Source organism: Thiobacter subterraneus (assembly GCF_055379455.1).
This window is the reverse complement of the sequence record NZ_AP042402.1, coordinates 1,067,782-1,084,137: the sequence shown is the minus strand read 5'-3', so window position 1 is coordinate 1,084,137 and position 16,356 is coordinate 1,067,782. Positions and strand designations below refer to the sequence as shown.

General features: G+C 69.2%; 19 protein-coding genes and 1 tRNA gene. 9 read left to right on the top strand and 11 right to left on the bottom strand.

Going from position 1 to position 16,356, the window contains the following annotated elements; translation table 11 throughout:
- Positions 1-30: 30 nt before the first annotated feature.
- Entirely contained in the window at positions 31-1,062 is a 1,032-nt protein-coding gene (locus ACZ42P_RS05455) for a hypothetical protein (RefSeq protein ID WP_464899068.1), read from the bottom strand.
- A gap of 55 nt (positions 1,063-1,117) precedes the next feature.
- On the opposite strand from ACZ42P_RS05455, the gene ACZ42P_RS05450 reads away from it, so the two are divergent.
- Entirely contained in the window at positions 1,118-1,567 is a 450-nt protein-coding gene (locus ACZ42P_RS05450) for a SixA phosphatase family protein (protein ID WP_464899067.1), read from the top strand.
- A gap of 331 nt (positions 1,568-1,898) precedes the next feature.
- On the opposite strand, the gene ACZ42P_RS05445 is transcribed toward ACZ42P_RS05450, so the two are convergent.
- The 3 genes from ACZ42P_RS05445 to ACZ42P_RS05435 form a co-directional block, all read right to left on the bottom strand.
- Positions 1,899-2,681, bottom strand: a complete 783-nt coding sequence (locus tag ACZ42P_RS05445) for an oxygen-binding di-iron domain-containing protein (protein ID WP_464899066.1) — start codon at positions 2,679-2,681, stop codon at positions 1,899-1,901.
- A 126-nt stretch (positions 2,682-2,807) separates the two neighbouring features.
- Positions 2,808-4,925, bottom strand: coding sequence for a putative bifunctional diguanylate cyclase/phosphodiesterase (locus ACZ42P_RS05440; protein ID WP_464899065.1), 2,118 nt, complete (start codon positions 4,923-4,925; stop codon positions 2,808-2,810).
- Positions 4,922-5,260, bottom strand: coding sequence for a hypothetical protein (locus tag ACZ42P_RS05435; protein WP_464899064.1), 339 nt, complete (start codon positions 5,258-5,260; stop codon positions 4,922-4,924). The genes ACZ42P_RS05440 and ACZ42P_RS05435 overlap by 4 nt, the downstream gene beginning before the upstream one ends.
- A 235-nt stretch (positions 5,261-5,495) precedes the next feature.
- Between ACZ42P_RS05435 and ACZ42P_RS05430 the strand changes: the two genes are divergently transcribed.
- Positions 5,496-6,740, top strand: a complete 1,245-nt coding sequence (locus ACZ42P_RS05430; RefSeq protein WP_464899063.1) for a lipoprotein-releasing ABC transporter permease subunit — start codon at positions 5,496-5,498, stop codon at positions 6,738-6,740.
- On the top strand, positions 6,733-7,422 hold the full coding sequence (gene lolD, locus ACZ42P_RS05425; RefSeq protein WP_464899062.1) for a lipoprotein-releasing ABC transporter ATP-binding protein LolD: 690 nt from the start codon (positions 6,733-6,735) through the stop codon (positions 7,420-7,422). The genes ACZ42P_RS05430 and lolD overlap by 8 nt, the downstream gene beginning before the upstream one ends.
- 7 nt (positions 7,423-7,429) lie before the next feature.
- On the opposite strand, the gene ACZ42P_RS05420 is transcribed toward lolD, so the two are convergent.
- The 5 genes from ACZ42P_RS05420 to ACZ42P_RS05400 form a co-directional block, all read right to left on the bottom strand.
- A complete protein-coding gene (locus tag ACZ42P_RS05420) occupies positions 7,430-7,741 on the bottom strand; it encodes a hypothetical protein (RefSeq protein WP_464899061.1) in 312 nt (103 codons plus the stop codon).
- Between the two features lie 67 nt (positions 7,742-7,808).
- Positions 7,809-8,159, bottom strand: a complete 351-nt coding sequence (locus ACZ42P_RS05415) for a hypothetical protein (protein ID WP_464899060.1) — start codon at positions 8,157-8,159, stop codon at positions 7,809-7,811.
- Positions 8,160-8,177: 18 nt separating this feature from the next.
- Entirely contained in the window at positions 8,178-8,495 is a 318-nt protein-coding gene (locus ACZ42P_RS05410) for an AF1514 family protein (protein WP_464899059.1), read from the bottom strand.
- Positions 8,496-8,501: 6 nt separating this feature from the next.
- Positions 8,502-9,041: a glycine cleavage system transcriptional repressor gene (locus tag ACZ42P_RS05405; RefSeq protein ID WP_464899058.1), complete on the bottom strand. Its 540-nt coding sequence runs from the start codon at positions 9,039-9,041 to the stop codon at positions 8,502-8,504.
- 63 nt (positions 9,042-9,104) lie between these two features.
- Positions 9,105-10,460, bottom strand: a complete 1,356-nt coding sequence (locus tag ACZ42P_RS05400; RefSeq protein WP_464899057.1) for a cyclic 2,3-diphosphoglycerate synthase — start codon at positions 10,458-10,460, stop codon at positions 9,105-9,107.
- Positions 10,461-10,510: 50 nt separating this feature from the next.
- Here ACZ42P_RS05400 and ACZ42P_RS05395 point away from each other — a divergent pair, with 50 nt between their 5' ends.
- A complete protein-coding gene (locus ACZ42P_RS05395) occupies positions 10,511-10,642 on the top strand; it encodes a hypothetical protein (RefSeq protein WP_464899056.1) in 132 nt (43 codons plus the stop codon).
- Here ACZ42P_RS05395 and ACZ42P_RS05390 read toward each other — a convergent pair.
- On the bottom strand, positions 10,614-11,231 hold the full coding sequence (locus ACZ42P_RS05390; protein ID WP_464899055.1) for a 2OG-Fe(II) oxygenase: 618 nt from the start codon (positions 11,229-11,231) through the stop codon (positions 10,614-10,616). The two genes, ACZ42P_RS05395 and ACZ42P_RS05390, sit on opposite strands and share 29 nt — an antisense overlap.
- Before the next feature lie 39 nt (positions 11,232-11,270).
- On the opposite strand from ACZ42P_RS05390, the gene ACZ42P_RS05385 reads away from it, so the two are divergent.
- From ACZ42P_RS05385 to ACZ42P_RS05370, 4 genes are read left to right on the top strand one after another with little or no spacing between them, the layout of a single operon-like run.
- Positions 11,271-11,828 carry a 2-oxoacid:acceptor oxidoreductase family protein gene (locus ACZ42P_RS05385; RefSeq protein WP_464899054.1) on the top strand — a complete coding sequence of 186 codons (558 nt, stop codon included), beginning with the start codon at positions 11,271-11,273 and terminating at the stop codon, positions 11,826-11,828.
- Positions 11,812-12,981 carry a pyruvate ferredoxin oxidoreductase gene (gene porA / locus ACZ42P_RS05380; RefSeq protein WP_464899053.1) on the top strand — a complete coding sequence of 390 codons (1,170 nt, stop codon included), beginning with the start codon at positions 11,812-11,814 and terminating at the stop codon, positions 12,979-12,981. Before ACZ42P_RS05385 ends, porA begins: the two co-directional genes overlap by 17 nt.
- On the top strand, positions 12,978-13,964 hold the full coding sequence (locus ACZ42P_RS05375) for a thiamine pyrophosphate-dependent enzyme (RefSeq protein ID WP_464899052.1): 987 nt from the start codon (positions 12,978-12,980) through the stop codon (positions 13,962-13,964). Before porA ends, ACZ42P_RS05375 begins: the two co-directional genes overlap by 4 nt.
- Positions 13,955-15,640, top strand: coding sequence for an FAD-dependent oxidoreductase (locus tag ACZ42P_RS05370; RefSeq protein WP_464899051.1), 1,686 nt, complete (start codon positions 13,955-13,957; stop codon positions 15,638-15,640). The genes ACZ42P_RS05375 and ACZ42P_RS05370 overlap by 10 nt, the downstream gene beginning before the upstream one ends.
- Here ACZ42P_RS05370 and ACZ42P_RS05365 read toward each other — a convergent pair.
- Positions 15,641-15,716 (bottom strand) — tRNA-Arg (locus ACZ42P_RS05365).
- Between the two features lie 234 nt (positions 15,717-15,950).
- On the opposite strand from ACZ42P_RS05365, the gene ACZ42P_RS05360 reads away from it, so the two are divergent.
- Positions 15,951-16,346: a TraR/DksA family transcriptional regulator gene (locus ACZ42P_RS05360; protein WP_464899050.1), complete on the top strand. Its 396-nt coding sequence runs from the start codon at positions 15,951-15,953 to the stop codon at positions 16,344-16,346.
- Positions 16,347-16,356 lie beyond the last annotated feature (10 nt).

The window sequence follows — 16,356 nt, the reverse complement described above, 5'->3', positions numbered from 1 at the left end:
GGGCGGATTATGCCACGGGCCGACGGCGGCTCAGCCGGGCCGTGCGTAATGGGCCAGGGAACGGATGCGCCGCCAGAATTTCCAGCGGTCCCGGCGCGTGAGGGTGAACACCATGGTGTGGCGCGGTTCCAGCGCGAGCAGGGTGAGCTCCGCGAGCCGTCCCTTGCGGAAAGCCTGGGCAAGCGGCGCGAACCACCTCTGCTCCAGACTGTGCAGGCTGCGGCGCCACGCCTCTGCGTCGCCGTGGGCCGCCGGCGTGCGCAGGGTGTCCAGCACCACCAGCTGGAGACCTTCCGCTTCCAGCACGGCGTGGGCTTCCCGCGGCAGGCCGGCGTGGGGCATGCGTGCGGCCAGCGCCAGCCCCTGAGCCAGCAGATCATCCGCCCACAGGCGGCCGCCGGGGTGGGCTTCGACCGTGGGCAGGCGCCCCCCACCCCAGGGCCATACGCTGTTCACCGTGGGCTGGCCCTGCGCCTCGCGTGCCGCGTTCAGGGGATGGGCAAACAGCAGCATCTGGATCTCGTTCACGAGGCGCAGAAGACGCCGTGCCTGCCGGCCCCGGGGCAGGCAGTCATTGATGGGTCGGCCAGTCACCTCCATCAGGGCATGGGTCTCCACTTCCAGGGGCGCGGCGAAGCGCGCGTACCAGCGATCGGGGCGAATGTGGTGGAAACTCACACCCTCCCCGGCGAAATGCCGGTTGAGGGCCTCGAGCCACTGTTCCGCCTCTGCCCGCGACACGGCGAGCCCCTCCGGCCCCACCAGCAGCAGGGCATCCTGGCGCGCCGCCAGATGCACCGGGTCCACACACAGCCACCAGGCATCTCCCGGATCGCCGTGCTCCGCCAGCAGGCTCAGGGGCGCCACCGGCGCACTGCCGTCGCCGGGCAGGCCGAAGGCGCGGCACAACCAGGTTTCCAGGGAAGCGCCCGGGACGCTGCGCCGCGCCGCCCGGCCCAGGAGAAAGGCGAGAGCCGGCGCCTGCAGATCGCGATATACGTCCACCAGGGCGCTGGCGGGCCGGGGGAGAATGAGGTCGGGAACCACCAGTGTCAGACGCATGGGGCAAATGTAACATCCAGTTTTTACACTGCTGGATTTTTCATGGAGGGATGAATTGGATTTAATCCTCTGGCGTCACGCGGAGGCCGAGGACGGCCTGCCGGACAAAACGCGCAAACTCACTGCGAAGGGCGAGAAGCAGGCACGCGCCATGGCCGAGTGGCTCAAGGAGCGTCTGCCGCGGGACGCGAAAGTCCTGTCGAGTCCCGCCACCCGCGCCCGGCAGACGGCGGCGGCGCTGGTGGACGAACCCCGCATCGTCCCGGCGCTGGACGTGGGGGCGGGTCCCGCCGCGATCCTCGCCGCCGCGGGCTGGCCGGACAACGGCACGGTGGTCGTGGTGGGTCACCAGCCCACCCTGGGACGGGTGGCGGCCCTGCTTCTGGCCGGCGAGGAACAGGACTGGTCGGTGAAGAAGGGGGCGGTCTGGTGGTTCAGCAACCGGGTGCGGGGTGGCGAACCCCAGACCATTCTGCGTGCGGTCATGGCCCCCGACCTGCTGTGAGTGCCGCGCGAGCGGACCGCGCAGGCAAAGGGGTGCGGCTGCCTGCATGGCAAACCGCCTGGCGCGGCTGAAGCCGCTCCCACAGGACGGCCAGGCCGCTGGGTCGTGGGAGGCGCTTCAGCGGCGACCGACGCGGCTCAAAAGGTCCCCATCGCGGCTGAAGCGATTTGGGAACGCCCTCGCCCTTCATGGGGGAGGGCTGGGGTGGGGGTGGTTGGAAAACACTGGCGCAGCCAGCCGCAGGCGGATCCATGCCTGTCGCGGCTGAAGCCGCTCCCACAGCACAGCCAGGCCGCTGGGTCGTGGGAGGCGCTTCAGCGGCGACCGGCCGCTAGGCGGGGACGCGGTAGATCTCCGGCCCCAGGAGGTCGGTGCCGCAGGGAAGCTGCTCGAACCAGTCGAGGAAGCGCTGCACCATGGCCTTGCCCCGGAAGGGTGGCCCGTGCTGGGGCACCAGCCATTCCACATCCAGCTGGCGCACCATCTTTACCCAGCCGCGCGCGGCGCGGTTGGACACCATGATGCGCTGGTGGAAGGGTTGCATGTGGGGAATGTGGGCGTCGAAGTCCTGCACCGGCTGCCCCGCCTCTGCCACCTCCACCATCGAAGCCCCCACGTCCCCCGAGAAAAGGATCTTCGCCCTGGGATCGTAGAAGTGGAAATTGCCCTCGGCATGGAGGAAGTGGGCCGGCAGGGCGACGATCTCGCTTTTGCCCAGGGGGATGCGCATGCCCTCGTCCGGAATGGCCACGATGCGTCCCGCGGTGTTGCCCACGCTGCAGAAGTGGGGCACGAAGCGGGCCCACAGTTTCGAGATATAGATCTTGCAATCCGTGTGCACCATCCACTTGTTGGCCGAGGCCACGATGTCCGGGTCGGCGTGGGAAGCCAGGACGTAGGCCAGCCGGCGCGGCGGAAAGTAGGCATGCATGGCCATGAACAGGTTGTTGTAGGTCATGTTGCCGCCGGGATCGATGAGCGCGCCGGTGTGATCGTCCACGATCAGGAACTGGTTGCTCTGCACGGCGCAGTGATCCACCGCGCATTCGTCCTGGACCAGATCGGTGAAGGCCAGGCAGGTGTGCCTGCCGTCGTCATAGAGGGTCAGGGGCATGGGGCAAACTCCAGGCTGGATGAATCGGGCGCGACCGTAAACGGGCAAGGCCGCCGGCACCGGTGCGTGCCGGCGGTGCGTCTTGTGCTGCCCGGTGGGTTCACGGTCATCATGTCCGGCGCCGGTTCAGGGTCGGTGGGTTTCGGTTTCCAGCAGCCGGGCCAGTTCGTTCATGGCCATGGGCCGCGCGAAGTAATAGCCCTGGGCTTCGTGACAGCCCAGCTCGGCCAGGATGCGGCGCTGCGCTTCGGTTTCCACGCCTTCCGCGACGACGTCCACTTCCAGGGCTTCGGCCATGCGCAGGATGGCGGTCACGATCTGGCGGCTGGTGGCGTTGAGTGCGATGCCGTCGATCAGGCTCATGTCGATCTTCAGGCGGTCCACCGAGAAGCGCATGAGGTAGCCCAGGTTGGAATAGCCGGTGCCGAAATCGTCTACCGAGATTTGGAAGCCGCGCTCCCGCAGGGCGAGCAGCGGTGCCGCGTGCCGGTCCTCGTCCATCAGGCTGCTTTCCGTGATTTCCACGTCGATCTGGTGGGGTGCAAGCCCCAACTTCTGCATGCCCTCGTCCAGGAGCGGCAGCCACTGTTGCGCCGCGTGCAGGGCGCGGGCGGACACGTTGAGGGCGAAGCGCAGCCGCGCGCGCACGGCGTCCGGCAGGGCAGCGATGTCCGCGCAGCAGGCTTCGATGAGCCAGCCGGTGAAGCGCACGGCCAGTCCGGCCTCCTCCAGCAGCGGAATGAAACGGGCGGGGGAGACCGGGCCCAGGCTGGGATGGGTCCAGCGCGCGAGCGCCTCCAGTCCGCGGGGCTTTTGCGTGGCCATGTCCACCTGAGGCTGCCAGGCGAGGTGCAGTCCTACCCCTGTCTCCAGGGCGCTGCGCAGGGCGCTTTCCAGCTCCAGGCGCTCGTAAGCCCGACGGCCCATGCCCGGCTCATAGAAACACCAGCGCGGCCCGGCTTCGCTTTTGGCGGCGTAGAGCGCCGTGTCCGCGTGTTGCATCAGTTTTTCCGGGGTGTCGCCATGGGCGGGGAAATGGGCGATGCCCACGCTGGCATCCAGCCAGATTTCCCGGCCCGACACCTCGAGGGGCCGGCGCAGACTGGCCAGCAGCTTGCGCACGGCCGAGAGGATGCCTTCCCGCTCCCGGACACTGCACAGGATCACGGCGAACTCGTCTCCCCCCAGACGCGCGACGGTATCGGTCTCCCGCAGCGTCTCACGCAGGCGCCCGGCCACCTGACGCAGCAGTTCGTCGCCCGCGGCGTGGCCCAGGGTGTCGTTTACCACCTTGAAGCGGTCCAGATCCAGATAAAGCAGGGCGAACGGCGAACCTGTGCGGTGGGCATGGTTGATGCTGGCCTTGAGGCGCTCGTCGAACAGGGCCCGGTTGGGCAGGCCGGTGAGGGGATCGTGGAACGCCAGATCGTAGAGGCGGGCCTGGAGCTGCCGGTCTTCGGTCATGTCGGAGAACACGCCCACGTAACGCAGCGGTCCGCCGTCCTTGCCCCGGATGACATCGATGTGGAGATACTCCGGGTAAATCTCGCCGTTCTTGCGGCGGTTCCAGATCTCACCCGACCAGTGGCCGGTCCGGTCGAGGCTCTTCCACATGCGGGCGTAGAACGCCGCATCGTGGCGGCCGGAGGCCAGCAGGGAGGGCTTTTGGCCAATCACCTCGTCCGGCGCGTAGCCGGTGGTCAAGGAAAAGGCGCGGTTCACCACCAGGATGGTGCCGTCCGCGTCCGTGACCATGATGCCTTCGCTGGTGGTGTCGAACACCATGCTGGCGATCTGGTGGTGGGTCAGTTCCTCCTCCAACAGCCGCACCGTGGATTGCAGCCGGGCATGCAACAGCCGCTCGCGGTCCCTTAGGCAGCGGAACACCATGAGGCGTGAGGTGACCCCGAGAAACCGGCCTTGGGCATCGACCACGGCCATGTGGCTGGCGTCTTCCGCCTCCAGCCGGTCGAGGGCGTGCTCCAGACTGTCCTCCGGACGCAACGGCGGCGGCTGGCGCGTCACCAGCAAATCGGCGAACAGCCGGTTGGGGAACAGCGCCGCCTGTTGCGGACTCACCAGCCCCAGGAAGCGCTCGCCGTCCATCACCACGAACACGCTCTTTGCATCCTGCTCGCGCACGACATCCCGGTAGCGGGCCTCCGGTGTCACACGCAGGCAGTCCCCGGTCAGGCAGTCGGCCACGGTGGCGAGCCCCTGCCCCACTTCCGGCAGGGGATTCATCGCGGGTCCTCCGGCTCTACCGTGACCTGGGTCTGCACTTCCAGGCGCACGTGCAGCACGTCGTCCGCGCCCATGTAGGGTTTGACATGGCCCAGCACGAACGCCACCAGTTCCCTTTCGTCCAGGCGGCGCAGGATGGGCTCGCGCACGATGATGTCGGCCACCACATCGTCCTCCACCGCCACGTGGCGGTAGGGGGTGGTGCTGATGAGATCCAGCGCGCGGGTCATGGCCACGTGACCGATGGCTGACCGGCAGCCCATCACCAGGACGTCCTCGATGGGTGGCAGGGTGAATTCCGAGATGGTGGCGTGTATCGTATGGCTGTGCTTCATGGGCTATGAACGGACGGACCCGGCGCCTATTGCAGGTAAGCGGATCGGATTGTCCTGATTTTGTTAACGGCTGTCAAAGGCGGGACTTTAGGCCGGCCGCCCCCCGTTCCGGTTATCCCGAAGGGGGCGGCCGCACCGTTCTTCCGGTGCGGCGGGCAAGCGGGACGCCGGGCGCGGGCACGAGGCTGGCCAGGAGCGGGGGCCTGTGGCACACTCCCGGCCGGTGTCCGCGCCCATGCAACCCTACGAACTCTTCATCGGCCTGCGCTACACGCGCGCCAAGCGTCGCAACCACTTCATCTCCTTCATCTCGCTCATCTCCATGCTGGGCATCGCGCTGGGCATCGTGGTGCTGATCACGGTGCTGTCGGTGATGAACGGCTTCCAGGAGGAGCTGCGTGCGCGCATCCTGGGGGTGGCGTCCCACGTGGAAATCTCGGCCTTCGGCGGCCCGCTTGCCGACTGGCGGCAGGTTGCGCGGGAGGCGCGCGCCGATCCCCGGGTGGAAGGGGCGGCGCCCTACATCCTGGCCCAGGGCATGCTCGCGGCCGGGGATGCGGTGCAGGGGGCACTCATCCGCGGCATCCTGCCGGAACAGGAGGAGACGGTGGCGGACATTGGCCGCCACATGAAGCGCGGCCGGCTCACCGATCTCGCGCCCGGCCGCTTCGGCATCGTCCTCGGCATCGAGCTCGCCCAGGCGCTGGGCGTGCGCGTGGGCGACAAGGTGACGGTGATCGCGCCCCAGGGCAATGTCACGCCGGCGGGCATTCTGCCGCGCCTCAAGCAGTTCACCGTGGTGGGCATCTTCGAGGTGGACATGAACCTGTACGATGCCGGGCTGGCGCTGATCCACCTGGACGACGCAGCGCGGCTCTACCGCATGGGCGATGCGGTGTCCGGCGTGCGCCTGAAGCTCACCGACCTGTTCGCCGCGCCAGAGGTGAGCCGCGAGCTCGCCGCCCGGCTGCCGGGCAGCCTGCTCATCCGCGACTGGACCCAGCAGAACGCCAATTTCTTCCGCGCCATCCAGATGGAAAAGCGCGTGATGTTCGTGATCATGTTCTTCATCGTCGCGGTGGCGGCCTTCAACATCGTCTCCACCCTGGTCATGGTGGTCACGGACAAGCAGGCCGACATCGCCATTCTGCGCACCCTGGGCGCAACACCCGCCAGCATCATGAGGATCTTCATCGTGCAGGGCACGCTGATCGGCGCCATCGGCACCGTCGCCGGCCTGGTGGGGGGTGTTCTGCTGGCTTCCAACATCGACGTCGTGGTGCCTGCCATCGAGCGCCTGTTCGGCGTGCATTTCCTGGCCAAGGACGTCTATTACATCTCGGAGCTGCCCTCGCGCGTGGAGACCTGGGACGTGGTGGCCATCGGCGGGGTGTCCTTCCTCCTGTCCCTGCTGGCAACCCTGTATCCTTCCTGGCGCGCCTCACGCACCAACCCGGCGGAGGCCCTGCGCTATGAGTGAGTTGCAGGGGCCGGTGCTCGCCTGCCGCGGGCTGGCCAAGTCCTACTGGCAGGGGCGGGTGGAAGTGCCGGTGCTTTTGGATGTGAATCTCGAGGTGGCGCGGGGGGAGCGCGTGGCCATCGTCGGCGCCTCCGGTTCCGGCAAGAGCACGCTCCTGCATCTCCTGGGGGGCCTCGACGCGGCGGACCGGGGCGAGGTGCGCATCCTGGGGCGGGACATGCAGGCCCTGAACGATGCCGAACGGGGACGGCTGCGCAACGAGGCCCTCGGCTTCGTCTATCAGTTCCACCACCTGCTGCCCGAATTCACGGCGCTGGAAAACGTGATGATGCCGCTGCTCATCCGGCGGGAAAGCCCGGCCGCGGCCCGCGCGGCGGCGGCGGACATGCTCGCCCGTGTAGGGCTTGCCCACCGCCTGGCGCACAAGCCGGGGGAGCTGTCAGGGGGGGAACGTCAGCGGGCGGCCGTGGCGCGCGCCCTGGTGACCCGGCCCGCCTGCGTGCTCGCCGACGAACCCACGGGCAACCTGGACCGCAAGACCGCGGCCGTGGTGTTCGATCTGATGCTGAGTCTGAACGAGACCCTCGGCACCAGCTTCGTCATCGTCACCCACGATCCCCAGCTGGCGGCGCGGGCCCAGCGCGTGCTGGCGCTGGAGGACGGGGTGCTCAGGCCCGCCTGAGGGAACTTCACGCCCGGCCGACGTTGCTGTCGGTGGGGCTGTGGTAGTAGTCGCTTTCCTCCGCGAACTCGCGGATTTCCTGCTGCAGAAGCTTCATGCGCTGTTCCGCCGTCGCCACCTCCGCGCAGGATTCGCAATAGGGATCCGCGCAGGGCTGGTGGGCGTAAAGCCAGTACTGGATGGCGCCGGCGAGCAGGCCGGAGGCCACGTCCCACGGGTCCGCGTCGCGGTGCTGGTCCATCAGGCGGTTGCCGAGATCCACCACTGCCGCGGCCGCGTCGTCGAACAGGGAAGGCTCTTGTTCAGGGCTGTCCATCATGGGCATGGTCTTCAGGGAAGCAATCGGAAACCCATCATTCTACGCCCAAGCCGGGGCGCTTGCACCGTCAGTCCCGGCCGAACAGCTCGTCCAGGGGATTGGCCCGGGGGGCGGGCGCGGCCTCCCCGCCAAACAGGGCCTCCAGGCCGGCACGGGCAGCGGCTGCCGCCGGCCGCGCCGTGAAGGCGTTCGGGCGGGGCTCAAGGTAGCCGCAGAAATTGGCCCGTTCCTTGTCCCGCACCTCTTCCGCCACGGGCTCGCGGCACTGGCGCGCCACCGCGGGATCGTAGAAGCGGCACATGCGGCAGACGTGGAGCGGCGCGCCGCAGGCGCGGCATTCGGCCAGACGGGACAGGGGCAGCGGTTGGTCCGCGAGGGACGCGCCGCATCGCCAGCAGACCAGGGTGTCGTCGGCCATGGCAAGGCTCACCGGGGCTCAGGCTGAATCGCGGTAGAAGAACACGAAACGCCCGTCGTCGAAGTCGATCTTCAGGCGCGCGCCGCGTGCCAGGGCGTAATCCACGTAGCCCGGCACCGCGGCATCCTGATGGCACTCGGAGACGTGCTGGGGCGCCTCGAAATCCCGGTCGCGGTCATACCAGGACAAAAGCATGGGTTCGGCCAGCCGGCGCGCCGCCTCTTCGTTGGCACGGGCGAGCGCCGTGGCGTGATCGGGGGCGCCCGTCAGGTGCACCACCTCCACGCCGGCGAGATCCGGCGGCGAACGCAGGGGACAGGCAGGAAGCTCGGCCATGGCTGCTCAAGCCCGGGAGGGTTCGAAGGTGGCGTCCAGGTTCAGGTCGTCGCAGTAATCGAAGAAGTCCGCACGCAGGTTGGGAATGTGGGTGCTGGCGGGCACGCCCACTTCCATGTGCACCGAGAACATGCGTGTGCCGGTATGGGGCGCGGCATAGGTGTCGGTGGACAGTTCCTCGATGTTGATGCCGTGGCTGGCGAAAAAGCGCGCCAGCTTGTGCACGATGCCCGGATGGTCCAGCGCCACCACCTCCACGTGATAGGGCAGGGTGGGCTCGTGCCGTTCCCGCGCCCGGGTGCGCTTGTGAGTGATGGTGAGTCCCAGCTGACGGCCCAGGGCATCGAGCTGGCCTTCCAGCTTGGACAGGGCGTTCCACGGGCCGGACACCAGCATCAGGATGGCGAACTGGCCGCCCAGCACGGTCATGCGGCTCTGTTCGATGTTGCAGCCGGTTTCGGTGATTTTGGCGGAGAAGGCTTCCACCAGCCCCACCTTGTCGTCGCCGGCGGCGGTGATCACGAGATAGTCGTTGCTCGCTTGCATGAGGGAACGGGACGATGAAAGACGGGACTATGTTACTGCGTGACCCCGGCGCTGGCGAGGACTTCACAGGGCGGACCGTTGTGCCAAGTCGGCCAGCCACTCGCGCACCACCTCGCCCAGGGTGGGCTGTCCGCGGTCCGCGTATTCGTAGCGCACGCGGCACACCGGCCGGTTCACGCGCAGGATGCGCGCTAGATCCACGGGCGTGGCGATGAGCACGGCATCGCAGGGCGTGGCGGCAATGGTCTGTTCCAGCTCCCCGATCTGGTGCGCGCTGTAGCCCAGGGCCGGCAGGACCGGCCCCAGGTGGGGATATTGGGCGAAGGCGGTGCGGATGCTGCCCACCGCGTGGGGACGTGGGTCCACCAGTTCCGCGGCGCCGAGACTGCGCGCGGCCAGGGTGCCTGCGCCATAGGCCATGCCGCCGTGGGTGAGGGTGGGACCGTCCTCCACCACCAGCACACGCCGGCCGCGCACCTCGTGGGGCGCATCGGCCGTGATGGGCATCGCCGATTCGATCACGACGGCGGCGGGGTTGTCGCGCCGGATGCCCGCGCGCACGGCTTCGACCTGCCCGCTGCCGGCGGTGTCGGTCTTGGTGATCACCACCACCTGGGCGCGCAGCAGATTGGCCTCCCCGGGGAAATGGCTGCGCTCATGCCCCGCGCGGTGGGGATCCACCAGCACGATGTCCAGATCCGGGGCGATCAGCGGCAGATCGTTGTTGCCCCCGTCCCAGACGATGACGTCGGCTTCGGCCTCGGCCAGGGCCAGCACCCGGGCGTAATCCACCCCGGCGTAGATGCGGTGGCCCGCCGCCAGGTGGGGTTCGTACTCTTCCATCTCTTCGATGGTGCAGTGCTGATGCGCAAGATCCGCGAGGCTTGCGAACCGCTGCGCCGCCTGGGCCACCAGATCGCCATAGGCCATGGGATGGCGCACGATGCCCGGCCGCAGGCCCGCCTGATCCAGCAGGGCGGCGACATGGCGCGCCACCGGACTCTTGCCGCAGCCGGTGCGCACCGCGGTGATGCTGATCACGGGCTTTTTGCTCCGCAGCATGGTCTGGCGCGGCGCCAGCAGGCGGAAGGCCGCCCCCAGGGCCTGCACGCGCGAGGCCACGTGCATCACATGCTCGTGGGAGACGTCGCTGTAGGAAAACACGACCTCGTCGATCGCCTGTTCCCTGAGCAGGCGCGGCAGGTCCGCCTCGTCCACGATGGGAATGCCATCCGGATAGAGGCTGCCGGCCAGGGCAGCGGGATAGACGCGGCCGGCGATGTCCGGAATCTGGGTGGCGGTGAAGGCCACCACCTCGTATTGCGGGCGATCGCGGAAGACGGTATTGAAGTTGTGGAAATCGCGCCCGCCCGCCCCCATGATGAGGACGCGGGTGCGCGCGCCGGCGCGTGCATCCATGCCCCCATTGTGGACCAGACGGCCGCTCATCGCCAGTGAAGGAGCCTGCCATGGCCAACCGCCGCATGGACAACCGCCAGAAGCCCATCCACCGGCGCCGGCCGGTGCCGCCCAGCCCGCCCCTGCCGCGCCTGCCGGGCAGCCGCCGGCCCTTCAGGCCCGGGCGCGGAACCAGCCGGTGAGGGACAGGCGCTCCCGGCGCGCGGGCTTTACTTCGTGCCAGTAGCGGGCGCTGAAGAACAGCACCAGGGTGCCGCCCTGGGGCAGCACTTCCAAGCTCTCGCCCACCCCTTCCTCATCCAGCCACAGGCGCAATGCGCCGCCGTCTTCGGCCTGCCAGCCCTCGTTCAGGTACAGGATGCTGGTGAGCACCCGGCGTGCATCGTCCCGGAGCCGGTCCCGATGGCGGGCATAGCGGGCGCCCGGCGGATAGAGGGCGTAGTGGGCTTCGAAATCCAGCAGGCCCAGGTAGGCCACGCGGTTGAGGCTTTGGCGCAGGCGCTCCAGACGCGCAAGCCAGGCCCGGGTGGCGGGGCCGGCCTGGTCTTCCTCGATCCAGTGGATGAGGTCGCTGCGGATCTCCGGGGCGTATTGGCGGTGGCGGGCCACCGTGGCGGGACGAAAGCCGCCTGCAGCCAGCACCGTGCGCAACTCGTGGCGCAGCGCGGCCACTTCCCCGGGCGGCAGGAAGGCCGGCAGGATCAGATGGCCGCGCTCCACCAGCTCCCCGGCGAGCGCCTCATCGTTCGGGCAAAGAGTGGTTTCGCTCATGCGGTTGTTCGGGTCACGGGAACATGGCACGATTGGCGCATGATCGAAATGCGCATCCACGGGCGCGGGGGGCAGGGCAACGTGGTGGCGGCCTATCTCATCGCCACCGCCGCCATCGTCGAGGGCTGGCATGCCCAAGCCTTCCCCGCCTTTGGCGCGGAGCGCCGCGGCGCGCCGGTGACGGCCTTCGTGCGCATCGCGCGCGAACCCTTCCGCCGGCGCAACCAGATCGTGCAGGCGGATTTTCTCATCATCCAGGATCCGGCGCTGCTCCACGTGCCCGGCGTCCTGGAGGGCCTCAAGCCCGGCGGCGCGGTACTGGTGGACGGCAGTCGGGTGCCGCCGGGGGTGGAGGCGGTGGCGCTGCCCGCCACCCGGCTCGCCCAGGAATACCTGGGCCGCCCGGTGCCCAACACGGCGCTGGCGGCGGCGTTCTTCACCCTCACCGGGCTCATGCCCCTGTCCGCCCTGGCCCATGCCCTGGAAGCCCGTTTTCGGGGGCCGGTATTGGAAAAGAATCTGCGCCTGATCGAGGCGGCGGCGGGCCAGGTCGAGGCCGGGCGCTGGCAGGAGCGCATCCATGCGGCTGCCGCTTGAAGGGTCCCAGGCCATCGCCCGCGCCGTGGTGGCGGCGCGGGCCCAGGTGGTGGCGGCCTATCCCATCACGCCCCAGACCCACATCGTCGAACACATCGCCCAACTGGTGGCCGACGGGGCCGCCGCCTGCGAGCTGGTGAGCGTGGAGTCCGAGTTTTCCGCCGCCTCGGTGGTGCTGGGCGCGGCCATGGCGGGCTCGCGCGCCTACACCGCCACCGCCTCCCAGGGGCTGCTGCTCATGGGCGAGGTGCTCTACAACATCGCGGGCCTGCGCGTGCCGCTAGTGATGACCGTGGCCAACCGCGCCGTCTCCGCCCCCCTGTCCATCTGGAACGACCAGCAGGATTCCATGGCCATGCGCGATGCGGGCTGGGTGCAGCTCTATTGCAGCGACAACCAGGAAGCGGTGGACACCACCGTGCAGGCCTTCCGCATCGCCGAGACCCTGGAAGTGCCGGTGATGGTGTGCGTGGACGGCTTCACCCTCACCCATACCCTGGAGGCCATCGACCTGCCAGAGCAGGAACTGGTGGACCGCTTCCTGCCCCCCTACCGCTTCTCGCGCACCCTCGATCCCCGGCGGCCCATGAGTTTCGGCACTCTGGTGGCGCCCGAGTACTACGCCGAGATGCGGGAATTGCACCACCGGGCCCTGCTCGCGGCGTTGGATCTGATTCCGGAGGTGGACGCGGCGTGGGCGGCGCTGGCCGGACGCCGCTGCGGCGGCCTGCTGAGGGTGGAGGGCGATCCCGAGTCGCCCACCGGCGTCCTCACCCTGGGTTCCATCTTCGGCACCCTGGCCGATGCGGTGGCGCAGGAGCCGGCCTGTGGCCCGGTGCGGCTGATGCACCTGCGCAGCTTCCGGCCCTTTCCGGCGGCGGCCCTGCGCGCGGCCTGTGGGGGACTCGAACGGCTGGTGGTGCTGGAGCGGGCCCTGTCGCCGGGTGCCGGCGGCATCGTCACCGCCGAGGTGCGCGCGGCGCTGGCGGAACTGCCCAGGCCGCCCCAGGTACACGGCTTCGCCGTGGGGCTGGGGGGGCGCGACGTACCCCTGGACCTGCTGCCGCGCCTGCTCGCCAGCCTGCCGGCGCAACCCGGTCCCTTCCGCATCTTCGATCTCGACCCGGACAAACTCCCGGAGGAGGCGCCATGAACGGGCAGACCGTTTCCCTGGAGGCGCTGCGCGCCAGCCAGCCCCGCTATTCCGGCCTCACCGCCGGCCACCGTGCCTGCCTCGGCTGCGGCCAGGCGCTGGCGGCACGCCTGGTCACCGAGGCGGCAGGACCTGACGTCATCGTGGCCAATGCCACCGGCTGCCTGGAAATCTTCACCACCCCCTGGCCGGAATCGGCCTGGCGCCTGCCCTGGCTGCATTCCCTGTTCGAGAACACGGGGGCGGTGGCGGCGGGCATGGAGGCCGCCCTCAAGGTCCAGGGCAAGTCCACCAAGGTGCTCGCCTTCGGCGGCGATGGCGGCACCTTCGACATCGGCTTCCAGGCCCTGTCCGGCATGCTGGAGCGGGGGCACGAAGTGCTCTACGTCTGCTACGACAACGAGGCCTACATGAATACCGGCATCCAGCGTTCCAGCTCCACGCCCCATGCCGCGGCCACCACCACGTCCCCCGCCGGCCGCGCGCGCATGGGCAAGCGCCATCTCAAGAAGGACATCCTCGCCATCATCGCCGCCCATCACATTCCCTATGCCGCCACGGCTTCCGTGGCCTACCCTGCCGACGTGCGCAAGAAGGTCAGGCGTGCGCTGGCGGTGCCGGGGCCGAGCTTTCTCCTGGTGCATTCGCCCTGTCCCCTGGGCTGGGGCCATGATGGGGCCCTGTCCATCGAGGTGGCGCGGCTTGCCGTGGAGACGGGCCTCTTCCCCCTGGTCGAGATGGAACGGGGCGCCCTGGTGGGGGTGCTGCCCCTGCGCGCGCCCAGACCGGTGACCGATTACCTCCGGCTGCAGGGACGCTTTGCCCACCTGTTCGCCGACGACGCCCGGGCACGGGAGGAACTCGCCCACCTGCAGGCCCTGGCCGATGCCAACATCGAGCGCTACGGCCTGCGTGCAGGCGGTGGCGGCCTCGATACGGAGAGCGCAGACACCGTCCGGCGGGGAGGCGGCCAATGGGCGTGAAGGTCACGCCCGGCGGCTTCGCCCTGCCAGGCACCGCCAGCCGCTTCCTCACGGGCACCTGGCGCATCCAGCGTCCCGTCCACGTGCACGGGATCGCGCCGTGCCATCACGTGTGCCTCGCCGGGGAGGATCCCCAGGCCTGGATCGCGCGGCTCGCCGAGGGCGATGCGGCGGGGGCGTGGGAGACCCTGGTGGCTGCCAATCCCCTGCCGGCCAGCACCGGCCGCGTTTGTCCCCATCCCTGCGAGGCGGCCTGCAACCGCGGCGGCTATGACGCGGCCCTCAACATCCACAGCCTGGAGCGTTGGCTGGGGGATGCGGCACTGGCCGCCGGCTGGAGCCCTCCCGCGCCACCCCTTGCCCCGGACGCGCCCCAGGTGGCGGTGGTGGGCGCGGGGCCGGCGGGCTTGTCCTGTGCCTGGCAGCTGGTTCGGCGCGGCATCCGGCCGGTGCTGCTGGAGGCCCTCAACCAGGCGGGTGGCGTGCCCCGTACCGCCATTCCCCCTTACCGGCTGCCGCGGGCCGTGCTGGACCAGGAAATCGAACGCCTGCTCGCCACCGGCATCGACTTCCGGCCCCATCAGCGCCTGGGCCGGGATTTCTCCTTCGAGGAACTGGAAAGGGAGTTCCCCGCCGTTTTCCTCGCGGTGGGGACGCAAAAGAGCCGGGCCTTCAGCGTGGAAGGGGCCGTGCCGCGGGACCTGCGCTTCGGTCTCGACCTGCTGCGCCACTGGATCGCCGAAGGGACGGTGCCCGAAATGGACAGCGTGGCCATCATCGGCGGCGGCAACACCGCGGTGGACGTGGCACGCATCCTGCGCCGCGCCGGGGTGCGCGAGGTGCATGTCATTACCCATGAACGCATTCCCGGGCCGGAGGTGCCCGAGCACGAGCGCATGCGCGCCGCGCCGGACGAGATTGCCCAGGCGCTGGAAGAGGGCGTGCGGATCCACGAAAACCGCATGGTGCGCCGGCTCATCCTGCGCGGCGAACGGGTGGTGGGCGTGGAAATCGTCCATGCCCGCAAACTCCGGGAAGGCGAGCGGGTGCATGTGCAGGCCTTCGAGGGCACGGAATCCGTGTTCCGGGTGGATCAGGTGATTCCCGCCATCGGCCAGGTGGTGGACGAGGAAGGGCTTGCCCACCTCCTGGGGCAGCGGGAATTCCTGCGTGTGGAGGCGGATGGGCGCGTGCCCGGCACGGCCCGCGTGTTCGCCGGGGGCGACTGCCGGCCCGGGCTGGGCACCGTGGCGGCGGCCATCTTCGATGGCGCCCGCGCGGCGGTGGCCATCGCCCGTCTGCTGGGGCGTGCGGAAACCCCGGCCCCACGCGGCGCGTTGGTCGGCCTCGACCGGCTCAATCTCCACTACTTCGACCATGCGCCGCGCCAGGAGCCGGCCGTGCTGCCGGTGGCCGAACGTGCGGGCGACCGGGAGGTGCAGGGCGGCTTCGACGAACGCAGCGCCCATACCGAGGCCCAGCGCTGCCTCTCCTGCGGCAACTGCATGGCCTGCGACAACTGCTTCACGCTCTGTCCGGACAACGCCGTGCTCAAGACGCGCGAGCGTGCCGCCGACGGTTCCCACTACGTGTTCGACTACGACTACTGCAAGGGCTGCGGCCTGTGCGCCCATGAGTGCCCGGTGGGCTACATCGGGATGGTGGCCGAGGAATGATGGCGCCCCGAACACGAATCGAACGTGTGACCTACCCCTTAGGAGGGGGTTGCTCTATCCACTGAGCTACCGGGGCGGGGCCGCGTATTGTAGCCCATAAGCGGGGCCGCGTTCCGGGGTTCAAGCCGGATCGTGCGGCAGGCCGGCGCAGGCTTGGGGTCTTCAGCGAGTCAGCGCCAATCCAGGGGACTCGGGAGGCTCTGGGCACCATCCCGCGTCGCAATGGACAGTCCTGGGGACGATCCGGGTTGAAATTTGCCGCCCTTGGGCCGAGAATGGGGCGAATTTTTTGGGTAACCCGGGAACGATCATGTCTGTCCTCACCAAGAAGGAATTGCAAACCCTGGAGAAGCGTCTGCAGGAGGAATACCGGCGCCTGCTGGAAGAGGTGCGCGATGAGCTGGAGCGCTCCGGCGAGCAGCAGTATGTGGAACTCGCGGGGCGGGTGACCGATCCGGGGGACGAATCCGTGGCCGACATGCTGGCCGATCTCAATGCCGCCATGATCGACCGTCACGTGCGCGAGCTGCGCGAGCTGGAGGCGGCCAGGGCGCGTCTCGCCCAGGGAACCTACGGCGTGTGCGTGGACTGCGGCGCGCCGGTGGGTTACGAGCGTCTCAAGGCCAATCCGGCGGCGGCGCGTTGTCTGGTCTGCCAGAGCAAACGCGACCAGCTCTACGCCCACGAGGGCCGGCCCAAGCTGTAGCGGCGGCCGC

Coding starts and splice junctions, on each gene's coding strand:
- ACZ42P_RS05410 (WP_464899059.1), bottom strand. CDS start 8,495: ATGGCCGAGCTTCCTGCCTGTCCCCTGCGTTCGCCGCCGGATCTCGCC.
- ACZ42P_RS05445 (WP_464899066.1), bottom strand. CDS start 2,681: ATGCCCCTGACCCTCTATGACGACGGCAGGCACACCTGCCTGGCCTTC.
- ACZ42P_RS05440 (WP_464899065.1), bottom strand. CDS start 4,925: ATGAATCCCCTGCCGGAAGTGGGGCAGGGGCTCGCCACCGTGGCCGAC.
- ACZ42P_RS05370 (WP_464899051.1), top strand. CDS start 13,955: ATGGGCGTGAAGGTCACGCCCGGCGGCTTCGCCCTGCCAGGCACCGCC.
- lolD (WP_464899062.1), top strand. CDS start 6,733: ATGAGTGAGTTGCAGGGGCCGGTGCTCGCCTGCCGCGGGCTGGCCAAG.
- ACZ42P_RS05430 (WP_464899063.1), top strand. CDS start 5,496: ATGCAACCCTACGAACTCTTCATCGGCCTGCGCTACACGCGCGCCAAG.
- ACZ42P_RS05385 (WP_464899054.1), top strand. CDS start 11,271: ATGATCGAAATGCGCATCCACGGGCGCGGGGGGCAGGGCAACGTGGTG.
- ACZ42P_RS05400 (WP_464899057.1), bottom strand. CDS start 10,460: ATGGATGCACGCGCCGGCGCGCGCACCCGCGTCCTCATCATGGGGGCG.
- ACZ42P_RS05405 (WP_464899058.1), bottom strand. CDS start 9,041: ATGCAAGCGAGCAACGACTATCTCGTGATCACCGCCGCCGGCGACGAC.
- ACZ42P_RS05415 (WP_464899060.1), bottom strand. CDS start 8,159: ATGGCCGACGACACCCTGGTCTGCTGGCGATGCGGCGCGTCCCTCGCG.
- ACZ42P_RS05420 (WP_464899061.1), bottom strand. CDS start 7,741: ATGATGGACAGCCCTGAACAAGAGCCTTCCCTGTTCGACGACGCGGCC.
- ACZ42P_RS05375 (WP_464899052.1), top strand. CDS start 12,978: ATGAACGGGCAGACCGTTTCCCTGGAGGCGCTGCGCGCCAGCCAGCCC.
- ACZ42P_RS05360 (WP_464899050.1), top strand. CDS start 15,951: ATGTCTGTCCTCACCAAGAAGGAATTGCAAACCCTGGAGAAGCGTCTG.
- ACZ42P_RS05455 (WP_464899068.1), bottom strand. CDS start 1,062: ATGCGTCTGACACTGGTGGTTCCCGACCTCATTCTCCCCCGGCCCGCC.
- ACZ42P_RS05435 (WP_464899064.1), bottom strand. CDS start 5,260: ATGAAGCACAGCCATACGATACACGCCACCATCTCGGAATTCACCCTG.
- ACZ42P_RS05390 (WP_464899055.1), bottom strand. CDS start 11,231: ATGAGCGAAACCACTCTTTGCCCGAACGATGAGGCGCTCGCCGGGGAG.
- ACZ42P_RS05395 (WP_464899056.1), top strand. CDS start 10,511: ATGGCCAACCGCCGCATGGACAACCGCCAGAAGCCCATCCACCGGCGC.
- porA (WP_464899053.1), top strand. CDS start 11,812: ATGCGGCTGCCGCTTGAAGGGTCCCAGGCCATCGCCCGCGCCGTGGTG.